The organism is Corynebacterium evansiae (assembly GCF_027570065.1).
GTDB classification, from domain to species: domain Bacteria; phylum Actinomycetota; class Actinomycetes; order Mycobacteriales; family Mycobacteriaceae; genus Corynebacterium; species Corynebacterium evansiae.
Genome location: NZ_JAKMUT010000010.1, coordinates 41,895 through 64,193, shown reverse-complemented (window position 1 = coordinate 64,193; position 22,299 = coordinate 41,895). Strand labels below are relative to the sequence as shown.

General features: G+C 64.1%; 13 protein-coding genes and 1 pseudogene. 5 read left to right on the top strand and 9 right to left on the bottom strand.

Going from position 1 to position 22,299, the window contains the following annotated elements; translation table 11 throughout:
• Window positions 1-803 precede the first annotated feature (803 nt).
• A complete protein-coding gene (gene ahpF / locus L8V00_RS09655; RefSeq protein ID WP_034969443.1) occupies window positions 804-2,384 on the bottom strand; it encodes an alkyl hydroperoxide reductase subunit F in 1,581 nt (526 codons plus the stop codon).
• Between the two features lie 187 nt (window positions 2,385-2,571).
• Window positions 2,572-3,135: an alkyl hydroperoxide reductase subunit C gene (gene ahpC / locus L8V00_RS09650; protein ID WP_034984431.1), complete on the bottom strand. Its 564-nt coding sequence runs from the start codon at window positions 3,133-3,135 to the stop codon at window positions 2,572-2,574.
• A gap of 392 nt (window positions 3,136-3,527) precedes the next feature.
• Here ahpC and L8V00_RS09645 point away from each other — a divergent pair, with 392 nt between their 5' ends.
• From L8V00_RS09645 to L8V00_RS09635, 3 genes are all read left to right on the top strand, one after another.
• Window positions 3,528-5,036, top strand: coding sequence for a YeeE/YedE thiosulfate transporter family protein (locus tag L8V00_RS09645; RefSeq protein WP_269944898.1), 1,509 nt, complete (start codon window positions 3,528-3,530; stop codon window positions 5,034-5,036).
• A gap of 109 nt (window positions 5,037-5,145) precedes the next feature.
• Entirely contained in the window at window positions 5,146-5,877 is a 732-nt protein-coding gene (gene budA, locus L8V00_RS09640; RefSeq protein ID WP_035005003.1) for an acetolactate decarboxylase, read from the top strand.
• Window positions 5,878-5,953: 76 nt separating this feature from the next.
• Window positions 5,954-7,894: a VWA domain-containing protein gene (locus L8V00_RS09635; RefSeq protein WP_269944897.1), complete on the top strand. Its 1,941-nt coding sequence runs from the start codon at window positions 5,954-5,956 to the stop codon at window positions 7,892-7,894.
• Between the two features lie 169 nt (window positions 7,895-8,063).
• Here L8V00_RS09635 and L8V00_RS09630 read toward each other — a convergent pair whose 3' ends face one another.
• The 3 genes from L8V00_RS09630 to L8V00_RS09620 form a co-directional block, all read right to left on the bottom strand.
• Window positions 8,064-10,391, bottom strand: coding sequence for a 3-hydroxyacyl-CoA dehydrogenase NAD-binding domain-containing protein (locus L8V00_RS09630; RefSeq protein ID WP_049050201.1), 2,328 nt, complete (start codon window positions 10,389-10,391; stop codon window positions 8,064-8,066).
• A gap of 107 nt (window positions 10,392-10,498) precedes the next feature.
• Entirely contained in the window at window positions 10,499-11,728 is a 1,230-nt protein-coding gene (locus tag L8V00_RS09625; protein WP_035004927.1) for an acetyl-CoA C-acetyltransferase, read from the bottom strand.
• 235 nt (window positions 11,729-11,963) lie between these two features.
• Window positions 11,964-12,788, bottom strand: coding sequence for a class I SAM-dependent methyltransferase (locus L8V00_RS09620; RefSeq protein WP_269944896.1), 825 nt, complete (start codon window positions 12,786-12,788; stop codon window positions 11,964-11,966).
• A 95-nt stretch (window positions 12,789-12,883) separates the two neighbouring features.
• Here L8V00_RS09620 and L8V00_RS09615 point away from each other — a divergent pair, with 95 nt between their 5' ends.
• Window positions 12,884-14,044, top strand: coding sequence for a glycosyltransferase family 4 protein (locus tag L8V00_RS09615; protein ID WP_269944895.1), 1,161 nt, complete (start codon window positions 12,884-12,886; stop codon window positions 14,042-14,044).
• Here L8V00_RS09615 and L8V00_RS09610 read toward each other — a convergent pair.
• Window positions 14,041-15,861, bottom strand: a complete 1,821-nt coding sequence (locus tag L8V00_RS09610; RefSeq protein WP_269944894.1) for an MmpA family trehalose lipid delivery protein — start codon at window positions 15,859-15,861, stop codon at window positions 14,041-14,043. The genes L8V00_RS09615 and L8V00_RS09610 overlap by 4 nt on opposite strands.
• A 40-nt stretch (window positions 15,862-15,901) precedes the next feature.
• Window positions 15,902-17,173 (bottom strand): PorA family protein, encoded by a 1,272-nt coding sequence (locus L8V00_RS09605; RefSeq protein ID WP_269944893.1) that lies wholly within the window; start codon window positions 17,171-17,173, stop codon window positions 15,902-15,904.
• A 171-nt stretch (window positions 17,174-17,344) separates the two neighbouring features.
• Between L8V00_RS09605 and L8V00_RS09600 the strand changes: the two genes are divergently transcribed.
• Window positions 17,345-18,604: an acyltransferase family protein gene (locus tag L8V00_RS09600; RefSeq protein WP_269944892.1), complete on the top strand. Its 1,260-nt coding sequence runs from the start codon at window positions 17,345-17,347 to the stop codon at window positions 18,602-18,604.
• Between the two features lie 1,364 nt (window positions 18,605-19,968).
• On the opposite strand, the pseudogene L8V00_RS09595 reads toward L8V00_RS09600, so the two are convergent.
• Together L8V00_RS09595 and L8V00_RS09590 are read right to left on the bottom strand one after the other, a co-directional pair.
• Window positions 19,969-21,990, bottom strand: a pseudogene (locus L8V00_RS09595) (DUF3367 domain-containing protein); the annotation flags it as partial.
• 56 nt (window positions 21,991-22,046) lie between these two features.
• Window positions 22,047-22,253: a DUF2613 domain-containing protein gene (locus L8V00_RS09590; RefSeq protein ID WP_005297166.1), complete on the bottom strand. Its 207-nt coding sequence runs from the start codon at window positions 22,251-22,253 to the stop codon at window positions 22,047-22,049.
• Between the last annotated feature and the right edge of the window lie 46 nt (window positions 22,254-22,299).

The following is a 22,299-nucleotide window of genomic DNA, read 5'->3' as shown; positions in this document are numbered from 1 at the left end:
GTGAGGGCGGAGCGCAAACGCATGGTGGTCCTTTGCTGGTAGTGAGAATTGCATTAAGTTTCTTAAATAGTACTCACACTTCCGCTATTTCCGCTGGGTTTGGCGCGGTCTGCTAGCGCTTGATATTTGCGCCATGCTGTCAGTAATTGCCGAGTTTCCTGGGGTGCTGTGTAGGTCGGAAAGGGGTGAAGAAAGGACCTAAAGTAGCGATCGGAAGTCTTGCAGGCTTCCTCGGGAGGGGTGGGAGTGGCGGGTTCGTCTTGGCGGGAGGGAGCTAGCTCCCCCGTGGACGGTTGAACCTGCTCCACGGAGGGGTTCTGGGATGCGGAATTGTCGGAAAAGTTGCAAAACGTAAATCTCGGGACACATCTCTGGTTGCGGAGAACGCTCTGACCAGGCATTTTATGTAGATGAAAAATGTACCCAATAACGTTCTGCAACTTTTCCGACAATTAAGCCCCAGTGTTGGGCTTTATGGGTGCGCTCGACAGCGCAGAGCGGAGTCAGTCTGGGTGGATGGGGTGTGCTGGGCGTTGGCCTGGGTAGATCGAGATGTGCTGGGGTGTCGGCCTGGGTAGATCGAGGTGTGCCGAGGTGCTGAAAATGGGGCTTCAGGGGCGGAAATGTCGCTAGAACGGGAATGCGCAACCGTGTGCCATGGGCACCCTTCTGGCGGAAAGTCTCTGACCTGCGGTTTTGCAGTAGTGCAAATTGTTTGCAGTAACGCATTCCCGTTCTAGCGACATTTGAACTGAAGGCCTGGCGGCCACCATGCCAGCCAGGCCGCCAAACCAGTTAGTCCCCTACGCCTTCGGCGCAGTCACCGTGTACTGCCACGCACCCAGCGCAGCGTTTGCGCCAGCACCCTGGGCAATCACGATCTGCTTGAAGGGCACTTCCGTGCAGTCGCCGGCGGCGTACACGCCAGGGATGTTGGTGGCATTGTGCTCGTCCACCACGATCTCGCCCATCTTGTTCAGCTCCAGGCCACTCTCGCCCAGCCACTGGGTATTCGGCACCAGGCCGATCTGGATGAACACGCCCGCGACGTCTAGCGACTTCGACTCGTCGTTAGTGCGGTCCGTGTAGGTCAGGCCGGTGACGTTCTTGCCGTCGCCCACGATCTCCGTCGTAGCTGCCGACGTAATCACGTCGATGTTCGCGGTTTCCTCCACGCGCTGCATCAGGATGTCATCCGCGCGGCAGGCCTCGCCGAACTCCAGAACCGTCACGTGCTTCACCACACCTGCCAGGTCCAGCGCGGCTTCGATGCCCGAGTTTCCGCCGCCGATCACGGCCACGGACTTCCCCTTGAACAGCGGGCCGTCGCAGTGCGGGCAGAAGGTCACGCCCTTGTTGCGGTACTCTTCCTCGCCTGGAACGCCCAGGGTTCGCCACTGTGCGCCCGTGGCGATTACCAGGGCACGGGCGCGTAGGGTGGCGTCATCTCCAAAGTGCACCGTGTGCAGGCCACCCTCCTCGGTAGCAGGGGTCAAGCCGGTCGCGGCCTGGGCCTTCACCACGTCAATGTCGTACTGGCCGACGTGCTCCTCGAACTCCGCCGCCAGCTTCGGCCCCTCGGTGGAGGGTACGGAGATGAAGTTCTCGATGGAGTTCGTGTCCAGCACCTGGCCGCCGAAGCGCTCGCCGATCAGGCCGACGCTCAGACCCTTGCGGGCAACGTAGATGGAGGCCGCTGCACCCGCCGGGCCCTGGCCAACGACCAGCACCTCGTAGGGCTTCTTCTCGTTCAGCTTCTTCGCCTCGCGCGCGGCGGAACCAGTGTCCAGCTTGCGCACGAAGTCTTCGATGGTGGTGCGGCCCTGGCCGAACTCCTCGCCGTTCAGGTAGATGGTCGGCACGGCCAGGACGTTGTTCTCCTTGACTTCGTCCTGGAACAGCGAGCCCTCCACTGCGGTGTGCTTGATGCGCGGGTTCAGCACCGCCATGGTGTTTAGCGCTTGTACGACGGTCGGGCAGTTCTGGCAGGTCAGGGACATGTAGGTGACGAACTCGTAGTCACCGTCCAGGTTTTCTACCTGCTCGATCAGGTCCTGGTCTTCCTTGATCGGGTTGCCGCCGACCTGCAGTAGCGCCAGCACCAGGGAGCTGAACTCGTGGCCCATCGGGATGCCCGCGAAGGCCACGGAAATGTCGCTACCAGTGCGGACGATGCTGAAGGAGGGCTTGCGCTCGTGCGCGTCGTCGTCGCGGTGGGCAGTGATCTTGTCGGATAGCCCGGCGATGTCCTGCAGCAGCTTCTCCAGGTCCTCGGAGGCCGAACGGTCGTCCAGGCTGTACACCAGCTCGATGTCCTTGGTGATGCGGGGGACGAGCTGGCCGAGCTGCTTGCGCAGGTTGTCGTCCAGTAGTTGCTTAGCCATGGGGTGCTCTCTTTCTTTGTTTATTGACGCCACCCCAAGGGGATGCGCGCCACACGTGGGTTCTTCGGGGGATGGGGATTTGTTGGTGGGTTAAAGGCGCTAAAAACGGCGGGCGGGATCCGCAAGTGGAAAGCCCGGCCCGCCGTGGGTTTCCCGCCTGGGTGCGGCGGGGGAGTGGAAGGGGAAGTTAGATCTTGCCAACCAGGTCGATGCCCGGGGTCAGGGTGTCTTCGCCCTCTTCCCACTTGGCGGGGCAGACCTCGCCCGGGTGCTCTGCAACGTACTTAGCGGCCTTGACCTTGCGGACCAGCTCGGAAGCGTCACGGCCGATGCCCTCGGCGGTCTGCTCGATGTACTGGATCTTGCCCTCCGGGTCTACCAGGAAGGTTGCGCGGTCTGCCTGGCCGGCGCCGGGACGCATGTTCTGGAAGTTGTTGGTCAGCTGGCCGGTGGAGTCGCCCAGCATGTAGTAGTTAACCTTGCCGACCTGCTCGGACTCTGCGTGCCATGCCTTGTGCACGAAGTGGGAGTCGGTGGATACGGCGTAAACCTCTACGTCCAGGCCCTTCAGCTCTTCGTAGTGGTCAGCCAGGTCGCCCAGCTCGGTGGGGCAGACGAAGGTGAAGTCGCCCGGGTAGAAGAAGAAGATGGACCACTTGCCCAGGACGTCGTCCTTGGAAACCTCGGTGAACTCACCGTTGAAGAAAGCGGGGTTCTTGAAATCCAGAATCTCGGTGTTGATGAGGGACATGCTGTGCCTCCTTGGGGGCTTGGTTTCGGGTGTTAGTTGGCAGTTATTCACAACCGTCGCCACAAAGCCTACCGATTTTCTTCAGTCTTGTTTTGAAGTTGAAGTGGATTATCGGGGGCGGCAATGTGGGCTGCTTGATTGCGATCCACCACCCATTATAGCGATGACTTTGTAAAAGTCAAGGATTGATAGGTTTAAATTGGTAGCGAGCTATGGGTTTAAATCGGAGGTCGCTATCAATGCTGATTTATGGGGCCTTGCGTGCGGTTTGCGAGGCTTCGTATGTGATGAACCTCTCTTAGGGCTTGAGGGAGAGTTGCCCGGGGGGCTAATATTGCGCATTCAAACAGACAGACAGATCGGTTCATTTTTAGTTTGGAGTAGGGGAACCCATGATTGTCACCGGATTGGCTTTAGGTGCTGTCCTTGGCTGGGTCATGCAACGCGGCAGGTTCTGCGTAACCGGCATGATTCGCGACATTTTCTTGAATAAGACCTGGCGGGGCTTCACCGCCCTGCTTATCGTCATCGCAGTACATGCGGTCGGCCTGGCCGCGCTCACAACTGCGGGAGTAATTACGCCCGAGTACAAGCAGTTCGCACCGCTCGCCGTCGTGCTGGGTGGTCTGCTTTTCGGCATGGGCATCGTGCTGGCGGGCGGCTGCGCATCCGGCACGTGGTACCGCTCCGCCGAAGGCCTTATCGGCTCGTGGCTGGCACTGGTCTTCTACGCAGGCAGCGCTGCCGCTATGAAGGGCGGCTCGCTTGACGCACTCAACGAGGGACTGCGCAGCTGGGAGTTGCCCATCACCACCATCCACGGGTCTCTGGGGCTCTCCGTGTGGTGGCTCGTCATCCCATTCACGCTAGGGGTTGCTTTCCTTACCCGCCACTTCCTCGCTCAGGAAGCTAAGGCGCCGAAGATGGCGACCCTGAAGCCGAAGAAGACAGGCCTCGCGCACCTACTGGCGGAAAAGCCCTGGCACTTTTACCCCACCGCGGCCATCATCGGCGCGCTGGGTGTGCTCGCATGGCCGCTGTCGGCAGCGACGGGCCGCAACGACGGGCTCGGCATCACCAGCCCATCGTCCAACCTGTCTAAGTTCCTCGTCAGCGGCGAAGATACGGTGGACTGGGGAGTCATGCTGGTTCTCGGCCTGCTGGTGGGCGCCTTCTTTGCCGCCAAGGCATCCGGTGAATTCCGTTTGCGCGTTCCCTCCGCTGAGCAGGCTGTTCGCTCCGTCATCGGTGGCGTGCTGATGGGCGTGGGCGCCTCCGCTGCCGGCGGCTGCACCGTGGGCAACGGCATGGTGCAGACCTCCCTGTTCAGCTACCAGGGCTGGGTTGCGCTGCTGTTCATCGCCATCGGAATTGGCATCGCCGCCAAGCTGTGGCTCAAGCCCACCGATGCGGTGCCGGGCCAGGCGTCTAACCCGACGCCCAACCAACCGAGCCAGACGCAGTCTTCCCCGCGCACCGCACAGTCTGTACAGCCTGCACAGTCCGTACAGTCCGCTGCAGAGCAGAAGGCCATGGCGGCGCAGCTGGGCTTCCAAACCACGGGCACCCTGCTGCTGGATCGAAAGACCACGGCTGCGGAAAGCGCCGAATCGAGTGGCATCGGCGGGGACAGTGACCTCGGCAGAGACAGTGATCTCGAGCTGGTCGGCGACCGGACTTACAAGCTCGACACCCTTGGTGCGGTTTGCCCGTTCCCACTGGTGGACGCGAAGGCGGCAATGGCCGACCTGTCCGTCGGGGACTCGCTGCAGATTGACTTCGACTGCACCCAAGCCACCGATGCCATCCCGCGGTGGGCTGCCACCGATGGCCACGAAGTCACGAACTTTGAGCAGACCACCGACGCTGGTTGGACCATTACCGTCAAGAAGGGCAGCTAGGCCACCAGCAGCCTATTCGGTCCCCACCGCCCCGCATTGGGGGTGGTTGGGGCGAGAGGGGCGTCACTAAGAAAAGCGAGCAATGGGCGAGCACGGCAACAATGGGCACATGAGCGACTCACCGGTAACTAGGCACACAATCTTCCAGAACTCCCTGATGACCGCCCTGCTGGACGGCATTTACGACGGCGAGATGACCGTCGGCGAGCTGCTGGGCAAGGGCAATTTCGGGCTGGGGACGTTCGACGCGCTGGATGGCGAGATGGTCATCATCGACGGCGTTTGCTACCAGCTGCGCCACGACGGCAGTGCCACCCGCGCCGATCTGGAAACCCGCAGTCCCTATGCCGTGGCCACGAACTTCGTGCCCCGCATCCGCCGCCGCGCCCCGCAGAACATTCGCCGCGCGGACCTGTCGAAGTTCATCGACGGCATGACGCCCTCCTCGAACTACATGTACGCCGTCCGCATTACCGGGCACTTCAGCAGCGTGGTCACCCGCACGGTCGTGAAGCAGAAGCCGCCCTACCGGCCGATGGTTGAGGCGACGGATGATGACGCCGAGCAACACTTCACCGACGTCACGGGAATTATCGCGGGCTTCCGCACGCCGGTTTACGAGAAGGGGATTTCCGTCCCCGGATGCCACGTGCACTTCATCGACGATTCGCGCACCGTCGGCGGGCACGTGCTGGACTTCACCCTGGAAGAGGGAAAGATCGAACTCTGCCCAGGGACCGACCTCGAGCTGCGCCTGCCGCTGACCAGCGCGTTCTCCGAGGCGAACCTGGATCCGGAGGATCTGGACGCGCAGCTGCACAAGACGGAAGTCAAGGACTAGCTAACCTGAAAAGGCCTGTCATGGTTTTCCCTTCGATATAAGGTGATCCTCAAGGATTACCGAAGGGTTTAAATCGATGACTAAAAGAAGAAGCTCGCTGCTATTCGCGGTTGCGCTGATCGCGGCGCTGATGGCAATCGTCGCGCCGCCGGCCCAGGAAGCCCAGGCGGAGGATGAAGGTAAGAACATCCCACCGACGATGCTGATTCTGGATGCCTCCGGGTCGATGAAGACCCCGGACGCCGACGGACAGACGCGCCTGGCCGCTGCAAAGGACGCGGCGCAGATGTTTTCTGTGGCCGTGCCCAGCGACGCGGAGTTGGGATTCATGGTCTACGGCACGGAGGTCGGCAACTCGCCGGAAGAGCGCGAGGCTGGCTGCAAGGACGTTAAAACCCTGCTGCCAGTGGAGAAGGGGAACGTAACCAAGATTCCTGCGGAGGTCGGAAAGGTGGAGGCTTCCGGTCATACGCCGATGGGGCCGGCTTTGAGGCAAGCCGCCAAGGAACTGCCGGAGGACGGCGAGCGCTCGATCGTGCTGGTATCAGACGGCGAGGACACGTGCGCCCCGCCACCGGTGTGCGAAGTCGCCAAGGACCTAAAGAAGGAAGGCATTGACCTCACCATCAACACCGTCGGCTTCCTAGTGGACTCCAAGGCCCGCAAGGAGCTGGAGTGCATCGCCGAGGCAGGCGGCGGCGAGTACATGGATGCCAAGGACACCGTGAGTTTGGCTGATTCCATGAAGCGGCTGACTACCCGCACGGCCCAGACCACTGAGACTGAAGCGGAGGAGATCAGCGGAGGCGATGATTACTCATCGGCGGCTAAGGTGCCGGCCGATGTGGAGACTTTCTCTACGAAGCTGCGTGAAAAGTCCGATGGCGACCGGGCGGACGAGGACGGCGCCGAGTACTTCAGTACCCCCATCGCCGAAGGCGAGCGCCTGGCGCTCAGCGTGGCCACGATGCCTCCGCCCTCCCAGGGCGATGGGCTGGGGAAGTCCAACTTCGCGCTCAAGTTGGACGCAGAGGATCTAGATTGCTACCTGGACAACAGTGGAGACACTGGGATTATCGACTCCAACGGGCCGTACTTTGCCTCCTACACAACGAAGCGAGCGGGCGAAGACTGCCCGGCAGGCGACTTCAAGTTCAAGGTAGTTCGAAAGAGTGGCCCGTACGAGGGACAGGAGATCCCCGCGGAGGTCACCATCAAGCGCTTCGCGAACGAAGACCTCAATGGTGTTCCGGAGCCTTTCGAGGAAGAGAGCTACTCCCGTGAGGATGCCCCGCAAGCGGCCGAAGACGTAGAGACGGTGAAGCCAGGGGCGTGGTTCCACGACGCCACGGAGCTCAAGGCAGACGGAAAGTCTACGGTGAAGGCCGACATCGTGCCGGGCGAAACTCACGTGTACAAGATCAAGGCTGAGTATGGGCAGAAGCTGCGGGGTGGGATGAAGCTGGTCGCGGCTCCTGACAAGGAGCTGGCGCGCATCTCTCAATTGCAGGTACGGACCCTAAACTCTGTGCGACAAGCAGCTTCTTTGCAGGAAAGTCAATCCGTCAACCCGCACACTGAGGGCCAGTCCGTTGCCTTCGGCCACGCCGCCAGGCTGAACTATCGCAACATGGTGGGCGATGGTGAGGAACAACCGAGCGATGTTGCGGCGCGGAAATCTTGGCTGGATGGGGACCAGTACATCGTGGTTTTCTTCAACAACAGCTGGGGTGGCGGCGAACACCGGGACGTTTCAGAGGTGAAGAACGAGGCCGCCACCTATGAGCTCACTACAGAGCTCACGGGGGAGAAGATCCCCGGCCCGACGTTCTCCGAGGCCTCACATCCGCAGGACGAGGACAGTGAAGACAACTCCAAGCAGGCCGACGAATCCGAGGAAAAGGACAGCGAGGAGTCCGACTCGAGCAGTAACCTGATCTGGTACAGCCTTGTTGTGGGAATGCTGATAGCCCTGGGCGGTGGCGGTGTTGCCCTCGCCTACAGCCGCAAGCGCTAGGCGCTAGACGCTAAGCGCTTGGCGCTAGGTGCTAAGCGCTAGGCGCCCTACCCGCGTATGAACTAAGCCCCCAACTCCAGCGGAGGTAATCCGCGAAGGGAGTTGGGGGCTTTAAGCGTTCTCGCCCTGGAGGCTCGCCCGGAGGCCTAGCTCTGGGGCGATAGAAGAACTACTTCTTCAGGGACTCCAGCGGGGTGAAGCGCTCGCCGTACTTAGCGGCCAGCTCCTCGGCGCGGGCAACGAAGCCTGCAACGCCGCGGGTCGGGTAGTCGCCACCGTCGCGATCCGCGACCTTGCCCTCAGGCAGGGTAGCGGCGGCCGGGCGGTCGTAGTTCTTGATGTACTGGCGGGTACCGCCGGTCCAGGCCGGGAAGCCGATGCCCATGATGGAGCCGATGTTGGCATCCGCATCAGAGGTCAGCACGCCCTCGTCGATGCACTTCTGGGTCTCCAGAGCCTCGGCGAACAGCGGGCGCTCCACCAGGTCGATGAAGGCCGGCGCGTCAGCCGGAACGTTGGAGCCAGCAGCCACGCCGCTCGGGTCAGCGGCGGCCTTCTGGGCTGCGCCGGCGGCAGCGGTGTCCAGGCCGGTGCCTGCAACGGTGGACTCGCCGTCGGCGACCTTCACCTTGCCGGCGCCCAGCTCGTCCCACAGGCCGCGCCACAGGCCGGTGCGGCGGCCTTCCTCGTTGTACTCGTAGAAGCCCTTGCCTTCGAGCTTGCCCGGGCGGTCGTACTCGTCCAGCATCTTGTCCACGATCTCGGTCACGCCACCGTCGTCGACGGTCAGGCCAGCGGCCTCCTGAGCTGCCTTGGTCTCGGCGCCGATCTTGCGGGCCAGCTTCAGGTTCAGCTCGTCCTGCAGCTGCAGCGGCGGTGCCGGGTAGCCAGCCTGGCGGCCAGCGGCCTCGATGACGGCCGGGTCGATGCCCTCAGCCAGCATGCGCATAGCCTCGTTCAGGAAGAAGCCGATGACGCGGGAGGTGTAGAAGCCGCGGGAGTCGTTCACGACGATCGGGGTCTTGCGGATCTGGCCGGTGAAGTCCAGGGCCGCAGCCAGGGTCTCGTCGGAGGTCTCCTCGCCCTTGATGATCTCCACCAGCGGCATCTTGTCTACCGGGGAGAAGAAGTGGATACCGATGAAGTCCTTCGGGCGCTTCACGCCGGTAGCCAGCTCGGTGATCGGCAGGGTGGAGGTGTTGGAGCCCAGCACGCAATCCTCCGGCACGGCTGCCTCGATCTCTGCCCAGACCTTGTGCTTCAGCTCGGTGTTCTCAAACACGGCCTCGATCACGATGTCACAGTCGGACAGGTCGGAGTAATCGACGGAAGGCTTGATGCGGTCCAGCAGAGCCTTGGACTTCTCCTCGGTGGTCTTGCCGCGCTTCAGCGCCTTGGCCTCCAGGCCCTCGGAGTAGGACTTGCCCTTCTCGGCAGCCTCCATCTTGATGTCCTTCAGCACGACCTCCATGCCAGCCTTCGCTGCCACGTAGGCGATCGCTGCGCCCATCATGCCGGCACCAACCATGCCCAGCTTCTTGAACTGCTTCTTCTCAACGTCCTTCGGGCGGGAGCCGCCACCGTTGCAGTACTGCAGGTCGAAGAAGAATGCCTGCATCATGTTCTTAGAGGTCGTGCCGGTGACCAGCTCCACGAAGTAGCGGGTCTCCACAGCCAGGGCCTCTTCGATGTTCTTCAGCTGTGCGCCCTCAACGGCGGCCTTCAGGATGGCCTTCGGAGCCGGCATCGGTGCGCCCTTGATCTGCTTGGTCACGTTAGCCGGGAAGGAGGGCAGGAACTGTGCCAGCTTCGGGCTGGTCGGGGTGCCGCCCGGGATCTTGAAGCCCTTCTGATCCCACGGCTGGGATGCTTCCGGGTTCTCCTTGATCCACTTCTTGGCAGCGTCGATCAGCTGGTCTGCCGGGACGACCTCGTCGATCAGGCCGGTCTTCAGTGCGTCTTCTGCGCGGAACTGGCGGCCGGTGGTCAGGACCTTCATCAGTGCGTCCTGGATGCCCAGCATGCGGACCACGCGGGTCACACCGCCGCCACCCGGCAGCAGACCCAGGGTGACCTCTGGCAGGCCAACCTTCAGGCCCTTGGCGTCAGAAGCAATGCGGTGGTGCGTGGCCAGAGCGATCTCCAGGCCACCGCCGAGCGCCGCACCGTTGATGGCAGCGACGACCGGCACGCCGAGGGTCTCGATTGCGCGCAGACCGGCCTTCATGCCGTTGATCTGCTTCGTGATTGCTTCTGCGTCTTCCGGGGTGGACTTGATCATCGACTTGATGTCGCCGCCGGCGAAGAAGGTCTTCTTCGCGGAGGTGATGACCACGCCCTTGGCCTCGCCGGATTCCACTGCGCCCTGCAGCTTCTCCACCAGCTCAGGCAGCTCGCCCTGGAAGGTGTCGTTCATGGTGTTGACCGGCTGGTTCGGGTCGTCCATGGTGATGGTTACGATGCCGTCGCCATCCTGGTCCCACTTGAACATGCTCATGTGTGATGCTCCTTGTTTTATTTATTGACGCCCTCACGCTTGCGTCCGCGGGAGGTTGTCAGAGGAAAATTGAGTGTTTCTTGTGTTTTGGTCTGCGGGAAGGTCGGTTAGACGCGCTCGATGATCGTGGCCACACCCATGCCGGCTGCGACACAGAGGGTGATCAGGGCGTAGCGGCCGCCGGTGCGGTGCAGCTCGTCGACGGCGGTGCCGGTGATGATCGCACCGGTTGCACCCAGCGGGTGACCCATGGCGATGGCACCACCGGAGACGTTCAGCTTCTCGTCCGGGATGTTCAGCTCGCGCTGTGCGCGCAGGACGACGGAGGAGAATGCCTCGTTGATCTCCCAGATGTCGATGTCCTCGGGCTTCAGGCCAGCCTTTGCCAGAGCGGCGCGGGAGGCCGGTGCCGGGGCGGTCAGCATGATGGTCGGCTCCACACCGGAGGTGGCGACGGAGACAACGCGGGCGCGCGGGGTCAGGTCGAAGTCCTTACCGGCCTGCTCGGAACCGATGGCCAGCAGGGCTGCGCCGTCGACGATGCCGGAGGAGTTACCGGCGTGGTGCAGGTGGTTGATGCGCTCCAGCTGCGGGTACTTGGTCTGCGCGACAGCGTCGAAGCCACCCTGGTCGCCGATCATGGCGAAGGCGGGCTTCAGGCCGGACAGGCCCTCGACGGTGGTGCCAGGGCGGATGGTCTCGTCGCGGTCCAGCAGGGTGATGCCGTTCTGGTCCTTCACCGGAACGACGGTGCGGTCGAAGCGACCCTCTTCCCAGGCCTTGGATGCGCGCTCGTGGGAGCGGGCGGCGAAAGTGTCGAGGTCCTCGCGGGTCAGGCCGTCCAGGCTGGCGATGATGTCAGCGGAGATGCCCTGCGGGATGAAGTCGTTGTAGAAGTTGGAGGCCGGGTCCATTGCCAGGGCGCCGCCGTCGGAGCCCATCGGGACGCGGGACATGGACTCCACGCCGCCGACGAAGACCAGGTCGTCCCAGCCGGAGCGGATCTTCTGTGCGCCCAGGTTCACGGCGGTCAGGCCGGAGGCGCAGTAGCGGTTCACCTGGAAGCCGGTGGCGGTGTACGGCAGGCCGGCGTTCAGTGCGGCGGTGCGGGCGATGTCCATGCCCTGGTCGCCGACGGGGGTGACACAGCCAGCGATGACGTCGCTGATGCGGTTGGGGTCGATGCCCGGGTTGCGCTCGATGATCGATTCGATCAGGCCGGAGAGCAGGTCAACGGGCTTTACGGTGTGCAGGGAACCGCCCGGCTTGCCCTTTCCACGGGGGGTGCGGACGGCGTCGTAAATGAATGCCTCAGGGGCGCCAGTGTTACTGGTCATGTCAGTCCTATTTCCTATCGTTCTCGACAGTGATCCGTTCGTGCAGTGATCGGCTAGGGCAGTGGCCCATGAATCCAGTGGTTCATGAATCCAGCGGCTCATGAATCCAGTGACCTAGCAGGTCGCAACACTAAACTTGTGTCTCACGCCACATTACCCGTTCTTCGGGGAAATAGTTGTAGTCTTATGTCTTTTTCTGCCCCTAGAAGGTGCCCCCGCTGAATTGGGGGTAGTCCTAGCGCTTCTGAAACACCAGCACCAGGTTGGAAACCGCGAACTCGCGGAGCCCCGGCACGCGCACCATCCACCAGGCCCACCAGGGGTGATAGCGCGGGAACGCGGCCACTAATTCGGCACTTTCGCCGTGCACCTTGCGCGCGTACTCCAGGCCTTCGGCTGCGGAGACGTTGAACAGGCTCTCGCCCCAGCGGTTCTTCGGCGGCTTGCCCATCTTCTTCTCATAGCGCCGGGCGGCGAATTCCCCGCCCACGTAGTGCTGCCACAGCCCGGTTTCGTGCCCGCCGAATGGCCCCAGCCACACCGTATAGCTGTAGATCATCACTCCGCCTGGCTTTGTCACCCGCAGCATCTCGTCAGCCATCCGCCACGGATCCGGTACGTGCTCGGCGACATTGGAAGAGTAGGTGATGTCGAAGGCGTCACTAAGAAAAGGTAGGTCCAGCCCCGAACCCCGCACCGAGGTCTGCAGCTTGATGCCCGCGGCGGCCATCTCGCCGACGTCGGGTTCGCAGGTGTAGTAGTCCGCGCCGGCCTTGTCGAAGGCCACGCCGAAGTAACCCGGTCCGCCGCCGACGTCCAGGATCTTCGTGTTGCGTAGGGGCTCGCTCTGGTCTGGCCCCTGCCCAGCACCACGCACGCCCGCGTAAATGTCGCGGATCAGCCCGACCGTGTCCTCGGCCAGGTGGCCGTAGAAGATGTCGGGGCGGGTCTGCTCGTACTTGAAGTCGTTCAGCAGGCCGAAGGAGCGGCGCAGGGTGGCGCGGCGGCGGAAAACGCTCAGCGTCTGGCGCTGGCGGGCGGGGTGGTTGTTCGGGCTCATCGAGTGTCTATCTTTTCAGGTTGCGCCCGACTCTTTGCACGGATTCACCAAACCCGGCGAAGTCGCAGGCGGTGGCGACTAACATAGTGTCCATCATGAAAGTACTGCTTCTCTGCTGGCGCGACACAAACCACCCCGAAGGTGGCGGCAGCGAACGTTACTTGGAGCGCGTGGGGGAGTACCTGGCCAACCAGGGCCACCAGGTGGTGTTCCGCACTGCCCACTATCCCGGCTCCACACGATCGCAGCAGGTCGGCCGCAATTTCCGTTTCTCTCGTGGCGGCGGCAACCTGACGGTTTACCCGCGTGCGCTGGCCGCGATCCTGGCCGCCCGCCGGGGGCGTGGGTCCCTGGCGGATATTGGCCGCCCGGACGTTGTGGTGGATACGCAAAACGGCGTGCCCTTCTTCGCCTCCGTGGTCAGCGGCGCGCCCACGGTTGTTCTGACGCATCACTGCCACCGCGAACAGTGGTCCGTCGCCGGCCCGATCCTCTCCCGCATCGGCTGGCTGATCGAATCCACCATCTCGCCGTGGATCCACCGGCGCCGCCGCTGGGTCACCGTCTCCGCCCCCTCCGCCGAGGAGCTGGTGGAGCTTGGCGTGCCGCGCGGCAACATCGAGATTATTCGTAACGGCATTGATCCGGTCGCTCCTTCTTTGATTCCGGACGCCCCCAGCCCCAACTCCGACAACGTCAGCGAGGAGCAGACGATCCACCTGGTGGCGCTGTCTCGGCTGGTCCCCCACAAGCAGATCGAGCACGCGCTGGACGCGCTGGCTGCCGTGGCACGCACCCACCCGAACGTGCGCCTGGATGTTATCGGCGACGGATGGTGGGCCGATCGCCTGCGGGATTACGCCCGCGAGCTGGGGATTGAGCCGCTGGTGGTGTTCCACGGCTTCGTGTCCGAGGAACTGAAGCACCGCATCCTCAACCGCGCCTCTGTGCACGTGATGCCCTCGCGTAAGGAGGGCTGGGGTCTGGCCGTGATCGAGGCGGGACAGCACGGGGTGCCGACGGTCGGCTATGAGTCCTCCGCCGGGCTGCGCGATTCCGTCATCGACGGGGAGACCGGCCTGCTGTGTTCTTCCCCCGGCGGGCTGATGAACGCGGTCGAATACCTGCTGGATAACCCGGAGAAGCGCCGGGAAATGGGCCGGGCCGCGAAGCGCCGGGCCGAGGAGTTCTCCTGGGACGCCACCGGCGCGGCATGGGAGAATCTGCTGCGCCAGGAGTCCGCGCGCGGTCGCTAGTCAGCGCTGTTAGCGCCGTCGGCCTTGCCCGCCTTGTCAGCCTTGTCAGGCAGTGGCCGGTTGCGGCCGTTCATCTGCAGCTGGCGGGTCACGCGCCACAGCCACACGCACATGCCCCACATCATGAGCATCCAGTAGAACGTCATGCCCACGAACAGCGGCGCGCGATCCTGGACCGGCGAGCGCGGCAGGGTGGGGCTCTGCACCCGGTAGAGGTCGTAGTTATCTGAGCTGAGTACGCGCCGGATGCCCTTGGAGTTCAGCACCTGCAGCGCCTTGGTCATCGCGGCGCCGTCGGTGATGGAATACCAGTCCACCAGCACCCAGCTCACGCCATTTCGTTTCAGGGTGTTCTTGCCGTTCATCAGGTCCGACAGGATCCCCATGCTGGCCGGGTTGCCATCCACCACCTGGCCATCGACGATCAGGAACCCAGGATCCATCGGTGAACCCGGCAGCAACTTCAGCCCCGGATCCACGTGTGGTCGGTCGCCGCGGGTGCGGTAGTTGCCCGGCGGGAGCAGCACAATCTTGCCGTTCGGAGCGCCGGAGATGATGGTGAACATCTGGCTCCACGTCTCCGAGATCTGCACCCGCTTCAGCGGCGCCATATCCGCCGGGTACGCGGGGACAGTCAGCACGCACGCCACAGCCAGGCCGGCCGCCGCGGCACGCGGCGCCCACCGCGAACGGCTGGAACTGTCCGCCTTAGCCGGGGTCTCTCGGACGTCCCCAGCGCGGCGGCGCGGGTCCATCCGCTCCACCGCCACGGCTATCAGCAGCACAAATCCCGGAATCGCCAGACAGACGAACTTCGTGGTATCGCGGAACATGCCCGCGCCGGGCACGTGGCTAATTGCAAGGCCCATTAAGTCCACGCCCCAGCCGGTGGCCAGCAGAGGGGGCGTCACTAAGGCAAGGACAGTCAGCACCGCAACGCCGCGATAGACGCGCCACAGCTCCTTGAAGCCGAGCATCAGCACCACGCACAGGGCCGCGCTCACGAGCACTGAAAACAGGGTGCGCGACGGCGGGGTGGCCTCGGCATTCCAAATCCCCGAAAGCCCCATCGTGGAGGCAAGCGGGCCTAAGAAGGTCTCGCCGCGGGCAGAAAACAAAGCCGCGGACAGGGCATCGGAGCGGGTCTGCGAAGGGTTAGAAACCCAGATCGCCGGCAGCAACCACGGCAACGCGGCGATGATGCTGGCAACGAGGCTGCGCAGACGCTCCCCGTGCGAAGGTGCGAACACCAGCGCCGTGATCAGCGCCAGGATCAGACCTGTCGGCACAAAGCCACACAAACAGATCGCCACATACAACAGACCGTGGGAGCGCGCGGCGGCCAGAAAAGCGACCGCAGGCAGCAGCATCCCCGCGGTTGCGACGGTCCACTGGCCCTGCAGAAAACGCTCGATGACGAACGGATTCCACACCACAAACAAAGCCGCAACCAGCTGCGCGGAAAGCCGCCCGCCCGCCATATCCCGCACCATCGCGGCGGCGAAGTAGCAGCCCATCAGGCAGGAGACCAGCACGAGCACGCTGGCCAGGAGCGTAGCGGGGACGGTGGGGGAGAAGAGTGTCAGCACCGCATCCTGCGGCAGGGCGCGCGGGGCGCCATCGTTGATGCCCAGGTTGTTGGAGTTCTCCGGCAGGGAATCAGGCACGAACATGTCCCGCAGCAGAAACGCCTTCGAGGAATCCGGGCGCAGACCCAGCCAGAACGGCCACAAAGTGACGACAGAGACGAGGAAAGACCACCCCAGCGCGATCCGGCGATCGCGCTTGGCGGTGGTCTTCGGGGGCTGCGGCTTCACAGCCAATAGTCTAGTGGTTCAGCGGAAATAATTGCGGGAATTATTTAGCTGCCAGGCGAGCGGAGCGGTGAGCTATCCAACCGACTACCAGCAGGATCAAGCCAACCACGCCCAGGATCCACGGCAGGATGGTGCCCATCAGCTTGATCTTCTCCAGGCCGTCGGTGGCCTTCTTCATCTGGCCGTCGCGGGACTCGTCATCCCAGGCACCCGGGAAGTACACGGCGGTACGGGTCGGGTTGTTGATCTCCTCTTCCTTGTTCTCGAAGATCTCCTGCGCCTCTTCGTCGTCCTGCGCGTAGTACTGGAAGACTTCCTCGGAACCGTTGACGATCACGCCGGTATCCGGCTGCACGCGCAGCACGCGGTGGACGGTGTAGTAGCGGGACAGCTCAACCTCGGGGCCGAGGTCCTCTTCCTTCTCGCCGTCTTCGCCCTCCTCGCCGTTCTCGTCTTCCTTCTTCTCCTCGGCCTTCTCGTCGCCCTTGTTCTTGATGTCGTCCGGGTCGATGCCCCAGACCTTCGCCGGGAACTTCAGACGCAGCGCGGCCAGGGTACCCTTGTCGCCCTTGGACAGCTCGCCGTCGGCCTCCAGGCGCTCGCGCAGAGCCGGGTACAGCTCGGTCGGGGGAACGGTCTGCTCGAAGCGGTAGACCTTCTCGCCGTCCTGCTCTTCCTCACCGACGTAGTCGATCGGCTGGGTCTTCAGGATCTGCATGTCGAAGTAGTCGTAGGACTTGCGGTCCGTGCCCATCGGGAACTGGTAGGTGATGCCGGGGCGGGTGAACGGTGCGACGGAGGCCTCGACCTCTTCGTCCTTACCCTCGTTGGCAGCTGCATCCAGGGCCGGTGCGTTCAGCTCGATCGAGGACGTCGGCTCCGGCACGGGCATCTGGGTCTTGCGATCCAGGGTGATGTGGTCGATCGACGCGCTGATCAGGTTCTTCGGCTCTTCCCGGTCCGTGCGGAACAGGGTCTGGCCGGACTCGAGGGTCACGACCTCTTTGTCCGACGGCTCCTGGGCGGTGGTGAAGCGCTGGGACTGCATCTCCAAGTCCTTGTTGATGAAGCAGCTCACCTGCGGGTTGTCGCCCTTACACTCGGGCTTGTCCTTGTTGTTGCCCACCGGCTTGCCGGCAGCAAGCGCCCCAGAGTCCAGCAGGTTGCCGGGGGTCTTCGGGGTGATGGTGGTGGATACGAGGTCCAGCGGCAGCACCTTGCCCTTCGGGACGACATAGGTGGGCAGTGCGATGGCAAAGACCAGCATGGCTACACCGAGCACGATCGCTACGGAGGAGAGGATTCTCTTCATAGGATGGGGTTTCCTGACTCTATCTGTCTATATCTATCCGGTGACTGTAGTTAGCCTGTAAAGCTTCCAATACTTTAGCCAATCAAAACTAGATACTTCGCAGTTTTAGAATTTTTCTCTAGAAAAGTCTTCGGGGGTGTTTTCGCGTGCCGGTCGGTTAAGCTGATCCCGATGAGCACGAAGATTCCCTCCGCCCGCCCCGCGCCCTTCCTACCTGCACTGGAAGGCCTCCGCGCGATTGCCTGCTCCGGCATCATCATCACGCACGTTGCGTTCCAAACCGGCGCGGATACGGGGAACCTGCTGAACCGCATGATGGCGCGCACGGATTTCTTTGTGCCCGTGTTCTTCGCCCTCTCCGGGTTTCTGCTGTGGCGTCGCCACCGCGCGGACTTTGCGGTATCTACTTCGCAGGACAATCTGCTGACCTTGGCGGGTTACTACGTGAAGCGCCTGGGGCGCATCTTCCCGGCCTACCTGGTTACCGTTGCGGTTGTGTTGCTGTTCTTTCCGGTTGCGGGCTCGCCGACGGCGTGGCAGATGATCTCGAACGTGATCATGGTGCAGATCTACGTCGACGGCGGACTGATCGGCGGGCTGACCCACCTGTGGAGCTTGTGCGTAGAGATGGCTTTCTACCTAGTGCTGCCTGTGATTGCGGTGGCGTGGGGGCGTCGAGAAAGAAAATGGCGCATCGTGTGGATCGTTGTAGTGGCGGCGGCGAGCTTCGGTTGGGCCTTCATCCCCGCGTTCGCCGAGCCGCCGGCGCCGGGTGGATTGAACCCGCACATCATGCCACCTGCGTTTATCGCGTGGTTCGGGGTGGGGCTGCTCGGCGCGGAGCTGGAGTCTATCGTGCAGGATCGTGCCTACGCGCGCACGGGTAAGGATGGGGCCGAGGGTATAGACGCCCGGTACCAGCTGCCGGAGGTGCGATTCGTAGCGAAGTTTCGCTGGGTGTTCTGGTTGCTGGCCATCGGCGCGCTGGCGGTCGCGGCCTCGGACGGACCGGAGGGCCTGACGCACGCGGCGCCGGCGGAGTTTGCCCGCCGAACGCTTTACGGCCTGGTGTTCGCCGCCGCGCTGATCGTTCCTTACACGCTGGCGCCACGGTCGAAGTTCCTGGAGTCGGCGCCGATGCAGGCGCTGGGCCGCTGGTCGTATGCGATCTTCCTGTGGCACATGTCGCTGCTATCGCTGGTGTTTCCGCTGCTGGGCGTGCCGCTGTTCAGCGGGCACACCGCCCTGGTGCTGGTGGCAACCTTCGTGCTGAGCGTGCCGGTGGCCGCGCTGAGCTACTCGTTGGTGGAGGAGCCCGCGCGCCGGTCTATTAATTCCTGGTGGCGCTCGGTGCGGGATGCCAAGACAGAGACCACCACGGCCAGCAGCACGACTGCGAGCGCGCCGTTCACCACGAACCCGCCCGCGTAGTAGTTTCCGCTGCCCCAAGCGCCGCGGATGCATAGCAATAGCGCCAGGAACGCGGCCGCCCCGGTGATGGCCTTGCCCGCCAGGATGGCGCGGCGGAAGGCACGGCTCCGTTGGGTGCGCCCCGTGGCCTGAGTCTCGTTTGCTGCCGATACCTCCGGCAGCCCCGGCATCCGGCGGGTCCGCCGCACCACGAAGATGCACAGCCCCACTAGCACCAGCGCCGCCACCAGGCCGATGGCCAGCCACGCGCGGTACAGCTTCGTGCCCTCGAAGTGGATGGTGACCAGACCGGACTTGCCCTCCGGGACGATCCAGCCCTGCTGCCACCCATTCACCGTGATCGGTGTGAGCTGCGTGGTTTCGCCGCCATCTTCCAGCGTGGCGATGCGCCCGGGGTTCGCCTGCGAGGGGCTGAACAGCACGCGCTTCTTATTCGAGGCCTCCAAGCGGGCGGACTGTTCGCCGGGTGCCAGCTGCTCCCGCGGGCTGGCCTGCTCCACCGGCTGCGCCGCCGGGGTTTCCCGCACCGCCGCGCCGTACAGCGGCTCGGCGACGGACAGTGCCGCCCAGCGCGCCGTGGTGGACAGCACGTGCTTGCCCGCGGGAAGGTTCAGGGTGTCTCCGCAGGTGTAGTCCTTGCCGTCGATGGTCACGGGCGCCGGGTTCTCGCGGGCGCATTCGGAGGTGTGCACCACGACCGGCAGCTCGCCCGCACCGTTGCCAATTGCCTCCGGCACCTCGAAGCCGCGAAGCATGACGGATTCGCTGATTTCCTGGCCGAATACCCACCGGTTCAGTGTTGCCCCTGTTGCCCCTGCGTTGCCCTGTGAGTCGTCGCCGCCATCCACCGGGGGCACCGTCGGCACACGCCGCGGCGTGACGTCCTTCTCCCCATCGGCCAGCACCTTCGCCTCGGCCACGCCGAAGTCGCCGAAGGAGCCCACGATCGTCACGCGGATCGCATCGGCCCGCCCGGCGGGCACCTTCACCTTGTTGGTCTCGCCGGTCTTAAGGGTTGCCGACGTGCCCGACACAATCTTGCCCTGAAGGTACGTCGTCACCTGCACACGCGCAGGCCGGCCCTGAATGTCCAGGTGCAAGCCCAGCCTGTTGTATGCCTCGTCCATGCGGAACTCGATGTACTGCCCCGCCACGTTGCCGACCGTCGGCCGCCACGCGGTCCTGTGTGAACCATCCACCGCGGAGGTTGCAGAAGAGTACGTTTCCGCCCCGCCGAAGCTCGTCGGGTCCGCGGCGGTGGAGGAGACCCGCACCTCGCCGCGGCCTTCCACGCGCGTCATCTGCTCCGGCGGAACCTCCTGCCCGTCCGCATCGCGCACGGGGTAGTCGCGCACCGGGTTCAGCACCTGCACCGGGTCGTCTTCGCTGCGGATCTCGCTGTCCGCGCCCACCACGTTGCCGTAGTTGTGGTCGCGCAGCGCGGGCGTGTCCGTCACCGTTTGCGCGGGTAGCTCTAGTTCCTTGCCTTGTGACGCCCCCACACGCGCCCGCGCCGCACCCTGCCTACCCAGGGCCGCGTCCGCCGCTGCCAGGCGGGGGAGGGATTCGGCGCTGGAATGGGAGACGTCGAGGCGTTCGGCGTCAATAATCCGCAGGTCACCCGCAGTGCCCCCAGTGCCCCCAGTGTCAGAAGCAACAGGATCGACCCGATAGATCCGCACCTGCTCGTCGTCGCCGAAGGCGGCGGCCTTGCTGAAGCCGCCGGAGCGCTCGAGGGTGCGTTCGATCCGCTTGGCGCCTGGGGTGTCTGCGGCGGTGGTCAGGTCGTAGCGCAGTGCCAGGTAGCCCACGCCCTGCTGCCATAGTGCGGCGGCGAGGGAGGGGATGGCGGTGCCGGCTTCCAGCTCCCGCTGCACGCCGTCGAGGCCGCGGATGGCCTCGGGTTGCACAAGTGGTACGGAGTCGCGCACGACCCACGGCATGTCCAACAGGGGCTGAGCGGGTTCGTCGCGGGTGTTTCCCCAGGTCTGGCGGGCAAAGCGCGCCTTGGGGAGGATCATGGTGCGGGCGGGGGCGTGGGTTTCTCCGGCTTCTTTGGCGACTTCCGAGTTCAGCCAGTCCGCTGCCTCGGTCCAGTAGTCGGGCACGCTCCGGTAGGCGTCCGCGGCGGCGATGCGCCCCGACCAGCCGGTGGCGGTGACTACGACGACGAGCAGGCAGATGGCGATGGCGCGGGGAACCTCCGCGTGCTTCTCCGGGTGGAGCCACCGCGCCCAGCGTTCGCGGCTAAGCCCCGGCCAGGGCAGGCGCGCCAGGCCGTGGGCAATGCCCACCACCAGCGCCAACCGCACCAGGGGGTCGAACTTATGCAGGTTGCGCAGCGGGGCGCCCGCGCCATCCAGGAAAATCCGGCCCCAGGAGGCCAGCGGGGAGATCGGGGCGGTGGCGAATACCATCGCGGCCACGCCCAGCAGCAGGATCGCCAGCCAGCGGCGGGCGAAAGGCAGCTGCGGGCGGGTGAGCCCCCACAGGCCCAGGAAGGCCACCAGCAGGGTGCCCGCGACGAAGACGGGCTCGCCGACCAGCTCGTATCCGCCTTGGCGTTCGGAGGAGAGGAAGGGAGTCCAGCTGGTGGTGCCGCGCAGGATCTCCGCGAGGTTCATCCAGTTGGTGGTCAGGGATGCGGACTCGATGTAGTCCGTGAACGGCGGGGAGTACTTGCCCAGCAGGAGCAGCGGGCCGATCCACCAGAACGTGGCCAGCAGGCCTGCGGGCACCCACCACAGCGCAAAGTACAGGCCCACGCGCGGGCGGCGGATGCACATGCCCAGCCAGAAGATCACGGCAGGCAGGATGGCCACGGCGGTGGCGACGGCGTTCACCGCGCCCAGGCACAGTACGGCTAGGGCGCTAAGTAGCGCGTATTTTGCCAGGTGGGAGCGTGTGCGGCGGTCTAGCTGGGCATCCCGCCCCAGCATCGCCGCACTTGCTACGGGCAGCAGCACCCACGGCACCAGCGCGCACACCCACGCCTCGGAGCTAATGGCACCGAGCGTGGTGAGGACCCGCGGGGAGAGCGCGAAGAGAATGCCCGCGACCACCCGCGAGCCGCGGCTGCCGATGCCGAGCCGCTGCAGCAGCAGGACCGTGCCGGCGAACGCGAGCGCCAGCAGCAGCCCCCACCACAGGCGCTGCGTGACCCAGCCGGACAGGAAAGAAAACACGGCGAAGAACAGGCCGTGCGGGAACAGGTACCCGTAAGCCTGGTTCTGCAGCTGCCCGAGCGGAAAAGTATCCGTCCAGGGGTACAGCGCTTGGCGGAGGAATCCCCAGGGGTTGGCCGTCAGGTCCAGCTTCGTGTCGGCCGAGGTCAGCCCGGGGGACTGTAGGAATGCGAAAAGAAACCACGCGAGGGTGCTATACACCCAAGCGCGGCGAGAAAGGGGGCGATGCGCCGTGGTTGGCACGTGATGGTGCGCCTTTATTCGGAAATGCGGCCGCCGTACTGGACGGCGCCCAGGAATGCGTTGTCCTGGTTCACGGCGATCTGTTCGTCGGTGGGCAGTTCAGTGGTATCGGCCATTGCGCCAGCGCCGAAAGTTGCGGCGCCGCCCAGGACCAGGCCTGCAACTGCGGAGGCGACCAGTGCGCCCAGGCCGCGACGGTTAGAGGCGGTTTCGTTAGCCATGTTAATTCCTGTTCCTAGTGGGATTGTTGTGGTTTTAGCGTACTAG